Origin of the sequence: Streptomyces sp. NPDC051219, assembly GCF_040682335.1 — a bacterium.
GTDB lineage: Bacteria > Actinomycetota > Actinomycetes > Streptomycetales > Streptomycetaceae > Streptomyces.
Genome location: NZ_JBFBAS010000005.1, coordinates 123,276 through 140,911, shown reverse-complemented (window position 1 = coordinate 140,911; position 17,636 = coordinate 123,276). Strand labels below are relative to the sequence as shown.

The window sequence follows — 17,636 nt, the reverse complement described above, 5'->3', positions numbered from 1 at the left end:
GCGTCCAGAGGGGCCGCGGAACTCATGTCCCGAAGTCTGGTATTTGATCCACGTGCTTGAATAGAGTTCACGTATGGATGCAGCGCTGATCATCGACGAGGTCCGGCTCACTCCGGTCCTGATCTCCGATCCGCCCCTGCTCAACACCCAGGGGGTGCATCAGCCCTACACTCCCCGCCTCATCGTGGAAGTCCTCACGCGCGGCGGTGTGACCGGCCTGGGGGAGACCTACGGCGACTCCAAGTACATCGAGATCGCCCGGCAGCTCGCCGAAGCGCTGCCCGGACGCCCGGTCACCGATCTGAACGGGCTCTTCCCACTTGCCGCCGAGGTGTGTGGGGCGTCACGTGCGACGGACGACCGGGTGGACGCGGGTGGGCTGCGCGGGGTGCAGACGGCGGACAAGCTCCGGCTCTCCGTCGTCTCCGGCTTCGAGGTCGCGTGTCTCGACGCGCTCGGCCGGACCCTCGGCCTTCCCGTGCACGCGATGCTCGGCGGCAAGGTCCGCGACAGCGTCGAGTACAGCGCCTACCTGTTCTACCGCTGCGCGGGGCACCCCGGCGCGGCCGGCGAGAAGGACGACTGGGGCGCGGCCCTCGATCCGGCCGGCGTCGTCGCGCAGGCACGGCGCCTCGCCCGCGACCATGGCTTCACCTCCTTCAAGCTCAAGGGCGGTGTCTTCCCGCCCGACGAGGAGATCGCCGCGATCCGCGCGCTCGCCGAGGTCTTTCCCGGACAGCCATTGCGGCTGGACCCCAACGGGGCGTGGTCGGTGGAGACCTCTCTGTACGTCGCGGACCAGCTCGCGGAGCTACTCGAATACCTGGAGGACCCGGCCGGTTCGACCGCGCAGATGGCCGAGGTCGCCGCTGCCGCGCGCGTGCCGCTCGCCACCAATATGTGCGTGACGACGATAGAGGAGGTCCCTGAGGCATTCGCCTCCGGAGCCGTGCAGGTGGTGCTCTGCGACCACCACTACTGGGGCGGGCTCGGCCGCACCCGCGAGCTGGCCGCGCTCTGCCGTACGTACGGAGTCGGCCTCTCCATGCACTCCAACACCCACCTCGGAATCAGCCTCGCCGCGATGACCCAGGTCGCCGCGACGGTCCCGAACCTGGACTTCGCGTGCGACAGCCACTACCCGTGGCAGGCCGAGGACGTCATCACCGGCCGGCACGTATTCCGCGGCGGACGGCTCGACGTCACGGACGCGCCCGGGCTGGGGGTCGAACTCGACCGCGAGCGGCTCGCCGTACTCCACCGCCGCTGGCTCGACGACGACGGCGCCATGCGCGACCGTGACGACGCGGCAGCGATGCGCGTCGCGGACCCGCGGTGGACCGCCCCGGCCGTCCCGCGCTGGTGACCCCCGGCCCTGCGCCGGCCTGCGCCCGGGCGGCCCCGAGTGCTCACGCGTGACAGGCGACCGGTACGCCCCCGTTCACCGCCGCCATGTCGGCGAACACGGCCGCGGCGTCCAGCTGGGACCCGGGCGGCAGGCCGTCCAGTTCCGCGTACGCGCGGTGCAGGGTTGCCACCAGCCGCTCGCTCTCCCGCAGTTCGGCGAACGTGCCGAGATCGGCCTGCCGCGCCGTTTCCAGGGGGCTGAGCCCCTTGGCGCTCCCGGCCTCGGCCAGCTCGGCGACGAAGCGTAGACAGGGGCGCCGGGACCCGGGGGGTCAGTGATCGTCCCAGTGCCCGTCGTGGAATGCGTGCCGGTGGCCGTCGTGGACGTAGTCGACGTGGTCCCCGTGCGCGACCGCCGGATGCCCGCACCCCTCGCGGTGCTCGTGCGCGTGCTCGCCGTGGGCCACATGCTCCGCGGCCTCGCACTCGTCCCAGTGGCCGGCGTGCCGGCGGTGCAGGTGCCCGTCGTGCGCGTAGTCCATGTGATCGCCGTGCGGCACCTCCGGATGGCCGCAGGACGGCCCATGGGGGTGCTCGTGGGCGGCGTGTTCCTGGTGTGCGACGGTCATGACGTCTCGCCTTCCGGGTGGTCCTCCTGGGAATGCAGCGCGCCCAGATTATCCCTGTGCTGCGAGTATGTGACTTATTGCCCCGGTGTCGCGCCACATGCCCCGCCGTGGCGTCCCCCTCAGCCGACGACGGCCACCGCGAACGAGGCCAGGGCGATGGTGCAGGCGGCCACGGCCGCCGCGCCCCGCATCGACAGCGGTGCCGGCCGTGCCGTCGAGAGGGCGACGATGCGGCGGTGTGACACCACGAGGAAGCCCACGCAGACCAGCGCACTCAGGCCGGCCGCGACCACGCCCTGCGGCGTGACCCCGCGCTGCAGGGCCTGCCTGCCTGCCAGCACGGCCACAACCGTGCAGGTCAACGTCGTACGCCGCCATGCGAGCCGGGTCCGCTCCGGCTGCAGTCCGGGGTCCCGCACCCGGCCGGTCACCGGCCGGACCAGCCGAAGAGCACGATGATCACCATCGCCACCGCGACCACGCCGACCGCGAGGCCCAGCAGTGCCGGAAAACGCGACACCGGCAGATCCTCGCCCCGCCGCATCGCCAGCTCACAGCGCACCCAGTGGTTGACCGCCCGTAGCGCGCACAGCGCCCCCGCCGCGAGCAGTGCGAGCGCCATACCGACCCGGACGCCCCAGCGCAGGTCGGGGAGGAACTGGTCCACCGCGAAGCCTCCGCCCACCAGGGCGAGCGCGGTCCGGATCCAGGCGAGGAACGTGCGTTCGTTGGCGAGCGAGAAGCGGTAGTCGGGGGTCTCGCCCTCATCCCGGATGCGCTGGGGCGCGAACCAGAACCGCAGGCTCCGCACAAAGTCGATCACGGCCGCACCCTACTCGCGGCTCAGCGCAAACGGTGCGCGCGCAGACGCCGGTACGCCGCGAGCCCGTCCGGCACCCACTCCCACTCCTCCAGACGGCGCTCCACTTCGTCCTCGGACAGGAAGCCGTGCCAGTCGACCTCCTCCACCTGCGGGTTCACCGGGAGAGCGCAGCGGACTTCGTACACGTACGACCACCAGGTGTGCGTACCGTTCTCGTACAGGAACTTGAACAGCGGTGCCGGCCGGGGGAGTCCCGATACCCCCAGCTCCTCCTCCGCCTCCCGGAGGGCGGCCTCGTCGTAACTCTCGCCCGCACCGACGACCCCGCCGACGAACATGTCGTACAGGGAAGGGAAGACGAGCTTGGTGGCCGTTCGCCGATGGACGAAGAGCCGGTCCCCGGCGTCCCACGCGAGCACGAACACACACCGGTGCCGTAGCCCCTTGGCGTACGCCTCACCGCGTGGCGCCCGCCCGACGACCCGGTCCTGCTCGTCGACGATGTCCAGGATCTCGTCAGCGGCACTCATGCCGTCATTCAACCAGGGGCGGCGCCGGCGCCGGCCGCGGTGAGGGGCCGTGCCGGGCGTTCCGGGTCGAACTCCGGTCAGACGGTTGACTGGTTACTGCCGCGTACCGAAGATCGAGCCACCGCACTCACCGCCCGGCAAGGATGGAACCCATGGCGTACGACGCTGATGTGATCGTGATCGGGGCAGGGCTCGCGGGCCTGGTTGCCACAGCAGAACTCGTTGATGCCGGGCGCAAGGTCATCCTGCTCGACCAGGAGCCCGAGCAGTCGATCGGCGGCCAGGCGCACTGGTCCTTCGGCGGGCTGTTCTTCGTCGGCTCGCCCGAGCAGCGGCGGCTGCGGATCAAGGACAGCCGGGACCTGGCCATGCAGGACTGGCTGGGCACGGCCGGATTCGACCGCGCCGAGGACCACTGGCCGCGGAAGTGGGCCGAGGCGTACGTCGACTTCGCGGCGGGCGAGAAGCGGTCATGGCTGCACCGGCAGGGCGTGCGGTTCTTCCCGGTCGTGGGGTGGGCGGAGCGCGGCGGGTACGACGCCAACGGCCATGGCAACTCCGTGCCCCGCTTCCACATCACCTGGGGCACCGGTCCGGGTCTGGTCGCGCCCTTCGAGCGCCGGGTGCGCGAGGGCGTGGCGAAGGGGCTGGTGCAGCTGAAGTTCCGGCACCGGGTCACCGCGCTCTCCCGGAGTGGGGGCACCCTCGACACCGTGAGCGGTGAAGTGCTGGAGCCGTCGACGGCCGAGCGCGGCTCCGCGAGCAGCCGGGAGGTCGCCGGGGCCTTCGGCTTCCGGGCGCAGGCGGTGATCGTGACATCGGGCGGCATCGGCGGCAACCACGACCTTGTACGTGCCCAGTGGCCCGACAGGCTCGGCAGGCCGCCCGAGAGGATGCTGTCCGGGGTGCCCGCGCACGTCGACGGGCTGATGCTCGGGATCGCGGAGGCGGCCGGTGCCCGCCACATCAACAAGGACCGGATGTGGCACTACACGGAGGGCATCGAGAACTGGAACCCGATCTGGGCCAGGCACGGCATCCGTATCCTGCCGGGGCCGTCCTCGCTCTGGCTGGACGCGCGCGGCAAGCGGCTGCCCGTACCGCTGTTCCCCGGTTTCGACACGCTGGGCACGCTGGAGCACATCACCCGGTCCGGCTACGACTACACCTGGTTCGTTCTCGATCAGCGCATCATCGGCAAGGAGTTCGCGCTGTCCGGCTCTGAGCAGAACCCGGACCTTACCGGCAAGTCCGTCCGCGATGTGCTCGCCCGCGCCCGCGTCGATGTGCCGGGCCCGGTGCGGGCGTTCATGGACAACGGCGTGGACTTCGTCGTGGAGAAGGACCTGAGCGCGCTGGTGCGGGGTATGAACGCGCTCACCAAGGAGCCGCTCATCGACGAAGCCGAGCTCCGCCGGGAGATCACCGCCCGCGACCGCGAGACGGAGAACCCGTTCACCAAGGACCTCCAGGTCATGTCGATCCGCGGAGCCCGCAACTATCTGGGCGACAAGCTGATACGTAGCGTCGCCCCGCACCGCATCCTCGACCCCAAGGCGGGTCCGCTCATTGCTGTCCGGCTGAACATCCTCACCCGCAAGTCCCTCGGCGGCCTGGAGACGGACCTGTCCTCGCGGGTGCTCGCCGAGGACGGGCAGGAGCCGTTGCCGGGCCTGTACGCGGCGGGGGAGGCGGCCGGGTTCGGCGGCGGCGGGGTGCACGGCTACCGCTCGCTGGAGGGCACGTTCCTCGGCGGGTGCATCTTCTCGGGCCGGGCGGCCGGCCGGGCCGCAGCCGAGGCGGTCGGCTAGGGGACGAGACATCCGGCGAGCCATAGCCCGGTCGGCTCGATGGGGAGCGGTGCGTGTTCCGGCGTGCGGACACTTTGCTGCCGTCCTGGGGCATCGTTGCAGGTGAGAGGTAACTGCATGGCTTCTGAAGGTAGTTGAAGGATGACCGGATCCTGATCGCCCTTGACTCGGAGCAGTGCCTACCGCTTTGCTGTGCGTGATCATTCGCATGCACACCAAGTCGTAGAGGAATCCCGCGGATGTCCCCGCCTCCGCCACCCCTCGGCCGCCCCCGCAAGAGGGACGCCCAGCTCTTCGACCCGGCACTCGGCGACGCCGAACTCGTGAACGTGCGAGGGCAGTTCGCTCAGGGCCGCTGGTCCAGGGCGCGTTCCCTGCTCGCCGAGACCGGCGACGAGTGGGACCGTCGCGGGCACCGCGTCGTCGTCCTGGCCGAGGGCCACACATCCGCCGCGTGGGCAGAGGAGTGGCTGCTCGCAGAGCCGGAGAGTGCCGACGCCTCGGCGCTTCTCGCCATAGCCACAGTCTTTCGCGCGCTGCGCGGCAAGGAGTCGCCCGAGCGCGCCGCCGAGGCCTGCCGCAGTGCCGCCGAGCTGGCTCCCGGCGACCCCACGCCGTGGCTCGGCCTGCTGATGCTCTCGCGCTCCTTCGGTACGGAGGAGGAGTTCGGGATGCTCTTCGACCAGGTCCGCGCCCGCCACCGCGAACACCACCACGCGCACCACCTCATGGTGGCGCGCCTCGCGGAACGCCGGTCGGGCACGGGTCAGGATCCGCTGCACGAGGTGTACGACTTCGCCGCCTGGGCCGCGGAGCAGGCGCCGGCCGACTCGCCGCTCGCCGTGCTGCCGGTGATCGCGCACGCCGAGCGGTACCGCGTCCTCGCGGCGGCCGGCACGGAGCCGGGCAACCCCGGGGCCTCGGAGCACTGGTCCGGGCGGCGCGCCCGCCAGGTACTGAAGGCGGCCTTCGACTGGTGGCTCGAATGGGAACGCGAGGACCATCCGCGCAACCGGATCGACCTGAACTTCCTGGCCCACGCCAAGCTCTGTGAGGGACGGCCCGCCGAGGCGGCCGCCCTCTTCCACCGCATCGGGCGCCATGCCACCCGGGCGCCCTGGTCCTATCCCGACCTGGACCCCCACCAGGCGTTCCTCGCCGCGCGCAACGCAGCGCTCGGCTCCGCGTGATCCGCATATCCGGAAAGGACAACCCCGCCATGGCGACGGGCAGTTCGAGCACGAGCACAAGCACGGGTGCGAGCGGCATCAGCACCTACAAGGGGCAGGACCGGGCACTGCGCGCCGACCGGCTCGGCACAGCGGGTCTGCTGCTGTCCGTCCTTGCCGCGAGCGCCCCCCTGATGGTGGTCGCAGGTGTCATGCCCACCACATTCGGCGTAATGGGGATCGTGGGACAGCCGCTGCTCTTCGTGATCCTGGGCATCGTCCTGATGCTGTTCAGCGTCGGATACGCCGAGATGAGCCGGCACGTCCACAATGCCGGCGCCTTCTACGCGTACATCGCCCGCGGTCTCGGCCCCACGGCCGGCGCCGGGGCCTCATTGGTGGCCCTCGTGGCGTACAGCGCGATGCAGGTCGGCATCTACGGAATCCTCGGCTTCGAGGTGTCCGGCCTCTTCGCGACCCACCTCGACATCGAGCTCGCCTGGTGGATACCCGCCCTGGCGACGGCCGCCATCGTCGGCGCACTCGGTTTCCTGAAGATCGACCTCAACGCCAAGGTGCTCGGCGTCCTCCTGATCATCGAGTGCGCCCTGGTCGTGATCTTCGACATCGCGGCCGTGGCCGAGCCGGCCAAGGAGGGCCTGTCCCTGCACGCCTTCAACCCCGACACCCTCACCGGCGCCGGACTCGGCACCGCCCTGTGCTTCTGCATCGCCGCCTTCGTCGGCTTCGAGCAGTCCCCCGTCTACGCCGAGGAGACGAGCCGCCCGCACGTCGTGGTGTCCCGCGTGATGTTCCTCGCGGTCGGTTTCGTCGCCCTCTTCTTCGCGCTCAGCTCCTGGGCGCTCACGGTCGCCACCGGACCCGCACAGGTCGTCGACGCGTCCCGGGAGGCCGGGCCCGGCCTCCTCTTCGCCCTCACCGAGAGCCGCGTCGGGGGCGCCTTCACCGACGTCCTGCACGTCCTGTTCGTCACCGGCATGTTCGCGGCGCTGCTCAGCTTCCACAACGTCGTCGCCCGGTACGCCTTCGCCATGGGCCGCGAAGGCCTGCTGCCCGCCGCCTTCGGCCGGACCAGCCGCACCAGCGGCGCCCCGGCGACCGGCTCCCTGCTGCAGTCCGTGGTCTCGGTCGTCGTCGTCCTGGCCTTCGCGCTGAACGACGACAAGCCCGTCGGCGACCCGACTGCACCGGTGCTCCAGCTGTTCACCTGGATGGGCAACGTCGGCGCCCTCGGCGTCATCGTGCTGATGGCCGCCGCTTCCTTCGCCGTCATCGCCTTCTTCGTACGCCGCGGAACCGCCCGCGCCCAGGCCGGGCGACTGGTCGCCTCGGCACTGGCCGGTCTGGCGCTCGTCACGATCGCCGTCTACACGGTCCGGGACTTCGAGGTCTTGGTGGGAGCCGGCCCCGGTTCCGTACTCAGCTGGGTCCTGCCCGGCATCGTCGGCGCGGCCGTCGTAGGCGGTCTGGTGTACGGCGCGGTGCTGAAGTCCGTGAAGCCGGAGGTGCACGCCCGGATCGGACTGGGCAACGAGGCGTTCCGGCTGGAGAAGGCGGCCGAGTCGGAATCCCGGGCGGCGGATCTCTGAGCATCCCGCTGCTGTGAGCGCCCGGACCTGAACCGCCGATTCTGACGGAAGTCTGACGAGCACCCGCGGTCCCTTGGCCATCGGCCGCCGCGGGTGCTCGAATGGTGTGTGACCACAGTTCAGTCCCCCGACCCCGACGGCACGGGCGCCCCGGTCGGGCGGCGCCTCGTCCTGTCGATGCTCGGCCTCGGCGCCGCAGGCCTGGCCGCCGGGCCCTACCTGCAACGCGCACTCGAGTCGGCCCTGGGCGCGGCAGCGGACAAGGACCCCACCGGGCTCACCGGACTACTGCCCAATGGTGGCGGCTTCCGCTACTACTCGGTGGCCCCCTCCGTCCCGCACCGGGGCCCGGAGAACTACCGGCTCAGTGTCGACGGGCTGGTCGAGCGCCCCGCCACCTACACCCTCGACGCGCTGCGGCGGCTCCCGCAGACCCGGATCGTGCGCGACGTGCAGTGCGTCACCGGCTGGCGGGTTCCCGACACCCCCTTCGAGGGCGTCACCCTCTCGCGGCTGCTCGACGCGGCCGGGGTGCGCCCGGAGGCCCGGGCGATCCGGTTCACCTGCTTCGACGGAACGTACAGCGAGAGCCTCACGCTTCCGCAGGCCCGCCGGGCCGACGTCCTGGTGGCACTGCGCATGCAGGACAAACCGCTGAGCCACGCGCACGGCGGCCCCGCGCGTCTCTACGTCGCCCCCATGTACTTCTACAAATCCGCGAAATGGCTTTCGGGCATCACCCTCACCCGTGATGTAGAGCCCGGTTACTGGGAGGAGCGCGGATATGACGTCGATGCATGGGTCGGCCGGTCGAACGGACGCGACGACACCCCCACGGTCTGAACCGCCGCGGGTCAAGCGCTTCAGCCTCGCCGAACGCCGGGTCCATCGCGCCACGGCCGCCCTGACGGGCCTGTGTGTGGCGACTGCGGCCTGTCTGTACGTACCGGAACTCGCCGAACTCGTCGGCCGCCGCCATCTCCTGGTCACCTTGCACGAATGGTCCGGACTGCTGATTCCGGTGCCGTTCCTGCTGGGTCTGGCCTCTCCGGCGTTCCGCGCGGACCTGCGCCGCCTCAACCGCTTCGGCCGGCACGACCGCGTGTGGCTGCGGGCCGCGCTGCGTCGCGACCGAAGGCCCGCGTCCCGGCCTGCCGGCAAGTTCAACGCCGGGCAGAAGACGTACGCGGGCTGGCTCGCCGGAGCGGTCCTGGTGATGCTCGGTACCGGCCTGCTGATGTGGTTCACCGGCTTCGCCCCGCTCGTCTGGCGGACCGCGGCCACCTTCGTCCACGACTGGCTGGCGCTCGCGCTCGGCATCGTGATCGCCGGCCATGTGGGCATGGCACTGGCGGACCCGGAGGCCAGGCGTGGCATGCGCACAGGCACGGTCGACCGCGACTGGGCCGAGCGCGAGCACCCGCTCTGGAAGAAGGACTGATCCGCCACCGGCCACCGGCGGAGCGCCCCCTAAATGACCAGGGACAGCAGCAGGACGAAGATGATGCCGACCACCGAGATGATGGTCTCCATGACCGACCAGGTCTTGACGGTCTGTCCGACGGTCATCCCGAAGTACTCCTTGACCAGCCAGAACCCGGCGTCGTTGACATGGCTGAAGAAGAGCGAACCCGCTCCGATCGCCAGCACCAGCAACGCGGCGTGCGAGGTCGACATGTCGGCCGCCAGCGGCGCCACCAGTCCGGCCGCGGAGATGGTGGCGACGGTCGCCGAGCCGGTCGCCAGCCGGATCGCCACGGCGATCAGCCAGGCGAGCAGCAGTGTGGGAATGGCCCAGCTCTCGGAGAACTCCAGGATCATCTGGCCCACGCCAACGTCGATCAGCGTCTGCTTGAAGCCGCCACCCGCGCCGACGATCATCAGTACGCCGGCGATGGGGGCGAACGACTTCTCGACGGTGGAGGAGATGCGCTCCTTGGTGAAGCCGGCCGCCCGGCCCAGGGTGAAGAGGCCCACCAGCACGGCGGCGAGCAGCGCGATCAGCGGCGAGCCTATGACGTCGGCGACCTGCTGGACCGGGTGCTCGGGGTTGTCGACGACGATGTCGACGAGCGCCTTGGCCAGCATCAGTACCACCGGCAGCAGCACGGTGGCGACGGTGGCGACGAAGCTCGGGCGGTGCGCCGGCTCCTCGGACGGGCGCGTAGGGATCATCCGCTCGGGGGCGGGGATGTCGACCCAGCGGGACGCGTACTTGGAGAACAGCGGACCCGCGATGATCACGGTCGGGACGGCGACGACAAGGCCGAGCGCCAGTGTGACGCCCAGGTCGGCGCCGATCGCGTCGATGGCCACCAGCGGGCCGGGGTGCGGCGGGATCAGCCCGTGCATGACGGAGAGGCCCGCGAGGGCCGGAATGCCGATGCGCATCAGCGAGTAGTTGCCGCGCTTGGCCACCAGCAACACCACCGGGATCAGCAGAACGATGCCGACCTCGAAGAACAGCGGCAGGCCGATGATGCTGGCGATCAGCACCATGGCCCAGGGCATGGCCCGCCCGCTCGTCTTCGCGAGGATGGTGTCGACGATCTGGTCCGCACCGCCCGAGTCGGCGAGCAGCTTGCCGAGGATCGCGCCGAGGGCGATGAGCACACCGACACCGGCGACCGTGTTGCCGAGGCCGGTCGAGAAGCTGACGATCGTTTTGCCGAGCGGGGCCCCGGCGATGGCGCCGAGTGTGAGCGATCCGATGGTCAGCGCCAGGAACGCGTGGAGCTTGTACTTCGTGATGAGCAGGACGATGAGGGCGATACCGGCCAGGACGGCGATGCCCAGCTGGGCGTTGCCGGCCGACGTGATCGGTTCCACTGGGTCCGCTGCCAGCATCTCGACACTGAGACGAGTCACGGTGCTTCCTTTACTGGTCGAACCGGCGCAGCGCGGCGACGGCCCGTTCGGTGATGGTTTCGGGGGAGCCGGAGACATCGACGGTGAAGCCGGCCTCGTCGTCCTGGAGGGGCTGGAGTGCCGCGAACTGCGAATCGAGCAGCGCGGTGGGCATGAAGTGCCCCTTGCGTTCCGCCATCCGCTGCTCGATCAGCTCGCGGTCGCCGGTGAGGTGCAGGAACACGGCCTCGGGGGCGGCCGCCCGCAGCGTGTCGCGGTAGATCCGCTTGAGCGCGGAGCTGCTCACCACGCCGCCGCGTCCGGCGCGGCTGTGGGCCCATGCCCCGATGGCGTTCAGCCAGGGGCCCCGGTCCTCGTCGTCCAGCGCGATCCCGGCCGACATCTTGGCGATGTTCGCCGGGGGGTGGAAGTCGTCGCCCTCGGCGTACGGGACGCCCAACGCTTCGGCTAGCAGGGGACCGATCGTGGTCTTTCCGGTTCCTGCCACGCCCATCACCACGACGACGTGGGGGGTGCTCATGGGGGTGCCTCGCTGTCTTCGTCGACATCCGACATCGGTTCGTCGCGTCAGGGAAACCTATTAGGTACGACTTATTCAAGAGGGTGTGACATAAAAGTCGTACTTTTTCTTGCCGAGCGCTGCCCCGTACGCTGAGCCCATGACCACAGAGGGCCGGGGGCAGGGGCTTCACGCGCAGGTGCTGGAGTCACTCGGGCCCGCCATCACAGGGGGCGGGTGCCCGCCGGGCAGCGTCCTGCGCACCGACGAACTCGCCCAGCGCTTCGAGGTGTCACGGACCGTCATCCGGGAGGCGATCCGGGTCCTGGAGTCCATGCACCTGGTCGAGTCCCGGCGCCGGGTGGGTGTGACCGTACGCCCCGCCGAGGCGTGGAACGTCTACGATCCGCAGGTCATCCGCTGGCGGCTGGCCGGCGCCGACCGCCCCCGCCAGCTGCGCTCCCTGACCGTGCTGCGGTCCGCCGTCGAACCGGTCGCCGCGGGACTGGCCGCCCACCACGCGACTCCCGCCCAGTGCGCGGACCTCACCGAACAGGCGCTGGGCATGGTCGCCACCTCACGCGGGCACCAGCTGGAGGCGTACCTGCTGCACGACGTCGCGTTCCACCGCGTGGTCCTCCAGGCCTCGGGCAACGAGATGTTCGCGCGGCTGGGCGACGTGGTGGCCGAAGTGCTCACCGGGCGCACGCAGCACCGGGTGATGTTCGACGACCCGGACCCTGCCGCGGTCACGCTCCACGTCCAGGTCGCCGAGGCGGTACGGGAACGCGACGCGGACCGCGCCGAACGGCTGACCAGGGAGATCGCCCTCGGCGCCCTGCGTGAGCTGGACGTACTCGTGCCGTGAGATATTCCGCTCCCGTCAGACCTTGACGCCCCGGTCCCTCTCCTCACAGCATTCACCGCATGGACTTGTCAGACAGCCGGACAGCCGGACGAGTTCCGCGGCGCGTGAGCGCCATGGAAGCGGTACTCGGCCATCTGCGGGGCGCCATCGAGCGGGGTGAGATCGCCGTCGGGGACAAACTCCCCACAGAGGCGGAGCTCGGCCGGCAGTTCGAGGTGAGCCGCTCCGTCGTGAGAGAGGCCCTGCGCGCCCTGCAGGCGCTCGGCCTCACCGTCTCACGGGCCGGCAAGGGCACCTACGTCGCGGCGAGCGGACCGGCCGAGCATCCGGTTTTTGGCTCCTACTCCGCCCGTGATCTCCTTGAGGTGCGTCAGCACGTCGAGATTCCGGTCGCGGGCTACGCGGCCACCCGCCGCACCCGGGACGACCTCGACCTGCTGACGCATCTGATCGAAGAGATGGAGCAGGAGTCCGACACGGCCTCCTGGGTGGCACTCGACACCCGCTTCCACCTCACGATCGCCCAGGCCTCCGGCAACCCGGTCTTCGGCAGGATTCTCGAAGAGATCCGGGACGCCCTGGCCCACCAGTCCACCTTCCTCAACCAACTCGGGAACCGGCGTCGCCAGTCGGATCTCGAGCACCGGGCCATCGTCGAGGCGATCCTCGACGGTGCTGAGGACGCTGCCGTGCGCGCCATGGCCGTTCACCTCGCGCACGTGGAAACCACCCTGAACGCCATCGTGCGGCCCGGCCACGCTCCCCTCTCCCACGAAGGCGAAGTCATACATGAGTGACCGCACCCTCACTGCGGCCGACATCCAGCCCGACGCCACCCCCATGGCCACGACGTCCGCGCACGTCGACGCCGGCGACGCGGGCTACAGCAAGGACCTCAAGTCCCGGCACGTCAACATGATCGCGATCGGCGGGGCGATAGGCACCGGCCTGTTCCTCGGCGCCGGCGGCCGCCTCGCGAACGCGGGGCCCTCCCTCTTCATCGCCTACGCCGTCTGCGGCGTCTTCGCATTCTTCGTCGTCCGGGCACTCGGCGAGCTCGTCCTGTACCGCCCCTCCTCCGGAGCGTTCGTCAGTTACGCCCGTGAGTTCATGGGGGAGAAGGGCGCCTTCACGGCCGGCTGGCTGTACTTCCTCAACTGGGCCACCACCGGCATCGCCGACATCACGGCCGTCGCCACCTACACGCACTACTGGGGCATGTTCAGCGACATCCCGCAGTGGGTGCTGGCGCTGATCGCCCTCGCCGTGGTCCTCACGGTGAACCTCATCTCGGTGAAGTACTTCGGCGAGATGGAGTTCTGGTTCGCGATCATCAAGGTCGCCGCCCTCGTCGTCTTCATGTGCATCGGCATCTTCCTGCTGGTCACCCAGCACCCCGTCGACGGCAACGCCCCCGGCCTGGCCACCATCACCGATCACGGCGGCCTCTTCCCGTCCGGCGTGCTGCCGATGCTGCTCGTCGTCCAGGGCGTCGTCTTCGCGTACGCCTCGGTCGAGCTGGTCGGGGTCGCCGCGGGCGAGACGAAGAACCCCGAGCGGATCATGCCGAAGGCGATCAACTCGATCATGTGGCGCGTCGGTGTGTTCTACGTCGGCTCGGTGATCCTGCTCGCGCTGCTGCTGCCGTACAACGCCTACACCGGCGACGAGAGCCCCTTCGTGACCGTTCTGTCCAAGATCGGCGTTCCGGCCGCGGCCGGTGTGATGAACCTCGTCGTCCTGACCGCCGCTCTCTCCAGCCTCAACTCAGGCCTCTACTCCACAGGCCGGATCCTGCGCTCGATGGCGCTCTCGGGCTCCGCGCCCCGCTTCACCGGCCGGATGAACCGGGGACAGGTCCCCTACGGCGGCATCCTGCTCACCGCGTTCTTCTGTGTCCTGGGTGTCGGCCTCAACTTCGTCGTCCCCGAGGACGCCTTCGAGATCGTGCTCAACTTCGCCGCCATCGGCATCCTCGGCACGTGGGGCATGATCATGATCTGCTCCCTGCTGTTCTGGCGCCGCTCCGGGGAAGGCCGGGTCAGCCGCCCCGGCTACCGGCTGCCCTGGGCCCCGTACACCCAGATCGTCACACTGGTCTTCCTCGCCACCGTGCTGGTCCTGATGTACGCCGACGACGGCGCGGGGCGCACCACGGTGCTCTGCTTGCCGCTGATCGTGGCGGCCCTGGTCGGCGGGTGGTTCGTAGTGCGGGGCCGGGTGGCCGAGACGGAGCGGGCGGCCGAGCGCGAGCGGACCGGGGACAGCACGTCATGACCCCGGCCCCTGCCGTACGGGAGCCACGCCACGTCCCGCTCGCCCATGTGATCCGCGACGGTCTCGTCGAAGGCGTCCACCACGGCTCCGTCGTGGTGCTCGCCGCCGACGGCAGGGTGGAGTTCGAGGCCGGCGACCCGGGCGTCGCGTTCTACCCGCGCTCCGCCCTCAAGCCGGTCCAGGCCGTCGGCATGCTGCGCGCCGGCCTCGGCCTGGACGGCGAACGCCTCGCGCTCGCCGCGGCCAGCCACTCGGGCGAGGAGGCGCACGTCGCCGGGGCGCTCGGCATCCTCAGCGACGCCGGCCTCCTGCGGGACGACCTGCGCAACCCCGCGGACCTTCCGTACGGAGCGGGGGTCCGGGACCGCTGGCTCTCAGCCGACCGGGCGCCCTCCCGGCTGGCCCACAACTGTTCGGGCAAGCACGCCGCGATGCTGGCGACGGCGCACGGCAGGGGCTGGTCCCTGGACAACTACCTCGACCCGGGCCATCCGCTCCAGAAGGTGATCGCCGAGACGGTCGAGGACCTCACCGGCGCACCGCCCGCGCATGTCACGGCCGACGGCTGTGGGGCGCCGCTGTTCTCCGTGTCGCTGTACGGGCTGACCCGGGCCGTCGCCCGGATCGCCACCGCCCGGCCGGGCACCCACGAGGCACGCCTCGCCGAGGCCGTGCGCGCCCATCCCCATATGGTCGCGGGCACGGACCGGGACGTGACCCGCCTCATGCGGGCCGTGCCGGGCCTTATCGCCAAGGACGGTTTCGAGGCGGTCCAGATCGCCGCGCTGCCGGACGGCCGAGCCGTCGGTGTGAAGATCGCCGACGGCTCGGACCGGGCCCGAATGCCGGTCACGGCTGCCGCCCTCGCCGTCGCGGGAGTGGACCCGGAGCTGCTCGCCCCGTTCGCCCAGACGCCGGTCCTGGGCGGCGGGAAGGTGGTCGGCTCGATCCGCGCCACCGGCCCCCTCGCCCTGCGCGCGGCAGCCTAGGCAGGGCCTGGCAGACGTCCGGCGGGCGGCCGGTAAGGCGTCACGTGAAAACGTCAGGGGAAGGTCCGGGCGGTCACCCCTGGTGGCCGCCCGGACAGCGCACGGCGCCATCCGGGAAAACAAAAAGACCCCACATCGTGTGGGGTCTTCTCTGGTGTCCGAGGGGGGACTTGAACCCCCACGCCCGATAAAGGGCACTAGCACCTCAAGCTAGCGCGTCTGCCATTCCGCCACCCGGACAAGGTGTCTGTCTCGCGGCCCTGGGCCGTTCCGACGTGGAAAACCATAGCAAACATTCGGACCCCCTCGATCACACCCCTGGCTGTATGAAGGCCGCATTGCGGCCCTGGCCGCCCTTGGGGAGCGGGGCGGCGCGCGGGAGGATGGGCGGGACCACCAGTGGTGAGAGTGGGAGGAAGCAGCGTGAGCGAGTCGAACACCGCCAACACCGTCTCCGGCGAGGACGAGGTCGTGGACCTCTGTCGTGACCTGATCCGGATCGACACCAGCAACTACGGCGACCACTCGGGGCCGGGCGAGCGCGCCGCCGCCGAGTACGTGGCGGAGAAGCTCGCCGAAGTGGGGCTCGAGCCGCAGATCTTCGAGTCGCATCCAGGCAGGGCGTCCACCGTGGCCAGGATCGAGGGCGAGGACCCGTCCAGGCCCGCGCTGCTGATCCACGGCCACACCGACGTCGTGCCGGCCAACGCTGACGACTGGACGCACCACCCCTTCTCCGGCGAGATCGCGGACGGCTGTCTCTGGGGCCGCGGCGCCGTCGACATGAAGGACATGGACGCCATGACCCTCGCGGTCGTGCGCGACCGGCTGCGCAGCGGCCGCAAGCCTCCGCGTGACATCGTGCTGGCGTTCCTCGCGGACGAGGAGGCCGGCGGCACGTACGGCGCGAGGCATCTCGTCGACAGGCACCCGGGCCTCTTCGAGGGCGTCACCGAGGCGATCGGCGAGGTCGGCGGTTTCTCCTTCACGGTGAACGAGAACCTGCGGCTCTATCTGATCGAGACCGCCCAGAAGGGCATGCACTGGATGCGGCTCACCGTGGAGGGCACCGCGGGGCACGGATCGATGACCAACAACGACAACGCGATCACCGAGCTGTGCGAGGCCGTGGGGCGGCTCGGGCGGCACAAGTTCCCGGTCCGGGTCACCAAGACCGTACGGTCGTTCCTGGACGAGCTGTCGGACGCGCTCGGCACCCCGCTCGACCCCGAGGACATGGAGGCGACGCTCGCCAAGCTCGGCGGCATCGCGAAGATCATCGGCGCGACGCTGCGCAACACCGCGGCCCCGACCATGCTCGGCGCCGGGTACAAGGTGAACGTCATCCCCGGGCAGGCCACCGCGCACGTCGACGGGCGCTTCCTGCCCGGGTACGAGGAGGAGTTCCTCGCGGATCTGGACCGGATCCTCGGGCCGCGGGTGAAGCGCGAGGACGTGCACAGCGACAAGGCCCTGGAGACCAGCTTCGACGGCGACCTGGTGGATGCGATGCAGTACGCCCTCAAGGCGGAGGACCCCATCGCCCATGCCGTCCCGTACATGCTGTCCGGAGGGACCGACGCCAAGTCTTTCGACGACCTCGGAATCCGCTGCTTCGGATTCGCGCCGCTGAAGCTGCCGCCGGAGCTGGACTTCGCCGGAATGTTCCACGGCGTGGACGAACGGGTGCCGGTGGACGGCCTGAAGTTCGGCGTTCGGGTCCTCGACCGATTCCTGGACAAGTGCTGACGTAAAAACTGCTGAAACGACACTCCAATAATCGGCAGCCTGTGCGCACTTGACTGATAAGGGTGAACGGGGCCAGGGGCTCGTAGCCCCGCACCCTCCTCCTCGTTACAGGTGATGCGGTCCGCGGCTGGGACCGCATTGCCAACTAGGAGGAATAATGATCAAGAAGGTCGTCGCTGCTGCGGCTGCCACTGGTGGCCTGGTGCTCGCGGGTGCGGGCATGGCCGTCGCCGACTCGGGTGCCCAGGCTGCGGCTGTGAAGTCCCCCGGCGTCATCTCGGGCAACGTCGTGCAGGTGCCCATCCACGCCCCGGTGAACGTGTGCGGCAACACGATCTCCGTGATCGGGCTGCTGAACCCCGCCTTCGGCACCTACTGCGTCAACCGCTGACGTTGCTTCCACCCGCGAGGGTGTGAATCCCGGCTGCCCCGGAGTGCGCCAAGCGCTCTGGGGTTGCTGGGCATTT

Annotated in this window: 18 protein-coding genes, 1 tRNA gene and 1 pseudogene; 12 read left to right on the top strand and 8 right to left on the bottom strand. The window is 70.2% G+C overall.

The features are described 5' to 3' along the window. Positions 1–73 precede the first annotated feature (73 nt). A complete protein-coding gene (locus AB0M62_RS08945) occupies positions 74–1,366 on the top strand; it encodes an enolase C-terminal domain-like protein (RefSeq protein ID WP_366073432.1) in 1,293 nt (430 codons plus the stop codon). Between the two features lie 43 nt (positions 1,367–1,409). Here the strand turns inward: AB0M62_RS08945 and AB0M62_RS08940 are convergent. The 5 genes and pseudogenes from AB0M62_RS08940 to AB0M62_RS08920 all read right to left on the bottom strand — a co-directional run. Then, positions 1,410–1,655: pseudogene (locus AB0M62_RS08940) on the bottom strand (MBL fold metallo-hydrolase); the annotation flags it as partial. A gap of 24 nt (positions 1,656–1,679) precedes the next feature. Next, positions 1,680–1,976: a hypothetical protein gene (locus tag AB0M62_RS08935; protein WP_366073431.1), complete on the bottom strand. Its 297-nt coding sequence runs from the start codon at positions 1,974–1,976 to the stop codon at positions 1,680–1,682. Positions 1,977–2,095: 119 nt separating this feature from the next. Further along, entirely contained in the window at positions 2,096–2,407 is a 312-nt protein-coding gene (locus AB0M62_RS08930; protein ID WP_366073430.1) for a DUF202 domain-containing protein, read from the bottom strand. Then, on the bottom strand, positions 2,404–2,799 hold the full coding sequence (locus AB0M62_RS08925) for a DUF202 domain-containing protein (RefSeq protein ID WP_366073429.1): 396 nt from the start codon (positions 2,797–2,799) through the stop codon (positions 2,404–2,406). The genes AB0M62_RS08930 and AB0M62_RS08925 overlap by 4 nt, the downstream gene beginning before the upstream one ends. A gap of 20 nt (positions 2,800–2,819) precedes the next feature. Continuing rightward, positions 2,820–3,329, bottom strand: coding sequence for an NUDIX domain-containing protein (locus tag AB0M62_RS08920; protein WP_366073428.1), 510 nt, complete (start codon positions 3,327–3,329; stop codon positions 2,820–2,822). 152 nt (positions 3,330–3,481) lie between these two features. On the opposite strand from AB0M62_RS08920, the gene AB0M62_RS08915 reads away from it, so the two are divergent. The 5 genes from AB0M62_RS08915 to AB0M62_RS08895 all read left to right on the top strand — a co-directional run bounded on the left by AB0M62_RS08915 (position 3,482) and on the right by AB0M62_RS08895 (position 9,360). Further along, positions 3,482–5,140, top strand: a complete 1,659-nt coding sequence (locus AB0M62_RS08915) for an FAD-binding dehydrogenase (protein ID WP_366073427.1) — start codon at positions 3,482–3,484, stop codon at positions 5,138–5,140. A 239-nt stretch (positions 5,141–5,379) separates the two neighbouring features. Next, positions 5,380–6,330, top strand: a complete 951-nt coding sequence (locus tag AB0M62_RS08910) for a hypothetical protein (RefSeq protein WP_366073426.1) — start codon at positions 5,380–5,382, stop codon at positions 6,328–6,330. Between the two features lie 29 nt (positions 6,331–6,359). Further along, the gene (locus tag AB0M62_RS08905; protein ID WP_366073425.1) at positions 6,360–7,919 is read left to right on the top strand and encodes an APC family permease; all 1,560 of its coding nucleotides are present in this window, start codon (positions 6,360–6,362) and stop codon (positions 7,917–7,919) included. Positions 7,920–8,096: 177 nt separating this feature from the next. Continuing rightward, the gene (locus tag AB0M62_RS08900) at positions 8,097–8,762 is read left to right on the top strand and encodes a molybdopterin-dependent oxidoreductase (protein WP_366073548.1); all 666 of its coding nucleotides are present in this window, start codon (positions 8,097–8,099) and stop codon (positions 8,760–8,762) included. Further along, the gene (locus tag AB0M62_RS08895) at positions 8,713–9,360 is read left to right on the top strand and encodes a cytochrome b/b6 domain-containing protein (protein ID WP_366073547.1); all 648 of its coding nucleotides are present in this window, start codon (positions 8,713–8,715) and stop codon (positions 9,358–9,360) included. The genes AB0M62_RS08900 and AB0M62_RS08895 overlap by 50 nt, the downstream gene beginning before the upstream one ends. Before the next feature lie 29 nt (positions 9,361–9,389). Here AB0M62_RS08895 and AB0M62_RS08890 read toward each other — a convergent pair whose 3' ends face one another. Beyond that, a complete protein-coding gene (locus tag AB0M62_RS08890; RefSeq protein WP_366073424.1) occupies positions 9,390–10,787 on the bottom strand; it encodes a gluconate:H+ symporter in 1,398 nt (465 codons plus the stop codon). A 10-nt stretch (positions 10,788–10,797) separates the two neighbouring features. Continuing rightward, on the bottom strand, positions 10,798–11,307 hold the full coding sequence (locus AB0M62_RS08885) for a gluconokinase (protein WP_366073423.1): 510 nt from the start codon (positions 11,305–11,307) through the stop codon (positions 10,798–10,800). 139 nt (positions 11,308–11,446) lie between these two features. Between AB0M62_RS08885 and AB0M62_RS08880 the strand changes: the two genes are divergently transcribed. Genes AB0M62_RS08880 through AB0M62_RS08865 form a run of 4 tightly spaced genes read left to right on the top strand, consistent with a single transcriptional unit; the run spans position 11,447 to position 15,420 of the window. Next, entirely contained in the window at positions 11,447–12,154 is a 708-nt protein-coding gene (locus AB0M62_RS08880; protein WP_366073422.1) for a FadR/GntR family transcriptional regulator, read from the top strand. Between the two features lie 59 nt (positions 12,155–12,213). Further along, complete coding sequence (locus AB0M62_RS08875; protein WP_366073421.1) at positions 12,214–12,951, top strand: FadR/GntR family transcriptional regulator; 738 nt, start codon at positions 12,214–12,216, stop codon at positions 12,949–12,951. Beyond that, positions 12,944–14,431, top strand: coding sequence for an amino acid permease (locus AB0M62_RS08870; RefSeq protein WP_366073420.1), 1,488 nt, complete (start codon positions 12,944–12,946; stop codon positions 14,429–14,431). The genes AB0M62_RS08875 and AB0M62_RS08870 overlap by 8 nt, the downstream gene beginning before the upstream one ends. Continuing rightward, a complete protein-coding gene (locus AB0M62_RS08865; protein WP_366073419.1) occupies positions 14,428–15,420 on the top strand; it encodes an asparaginase in 993 nt (330 codons plus the stop codon). The genes AB0M62_RS08870 and AB0M62_RS08865 overlap by 4 nt, the downstream gene beginning before the upstream one ends. A gap of 152 nt (positions 15,421–15,572) precedes the next feature. Here the strand turns inward: AB0M62_RS08865 and AB0M62_RS08860 are convergent. After that, positions 15,573–15,660 (bottom strand) — tRNA-Leu (locus tag AB0M62_RS08860). Between the two features lie 183 nt (positions 15,661–15,843). Here AB0M62_RS08860 and AB0M62_RS08855 point away from each other — a divergent pair. Then, positions 15,844–17,169, top strand: coding sequence for a M20/M25/M40 family metallo-hydrolase (locus AB0M62_RS08855; RefSeq protein ID WP_366073418.1), 1,326 nt, complete (start codon positions 15,844–15,846; stop codon positions 17,167–17,169). 157 nt (positions 17,170–17,326) lie between these two features. Continuing rightward, positions 17,327–17,560 carry a chaplin ChpH gene (gene chpH, locus AB0M62_RS08850; protein WP_366073417.1) on the top strand — a complete coding sequence of 78 codons (234 nt, stop codon included), beginning with the start codon at positions 17,327–17,329 and terminating at the stop codon, positions 17,558–17,560. The last annotated feature ends 76 nt before the right edge of the window (positions 17,561–17,636 follow it).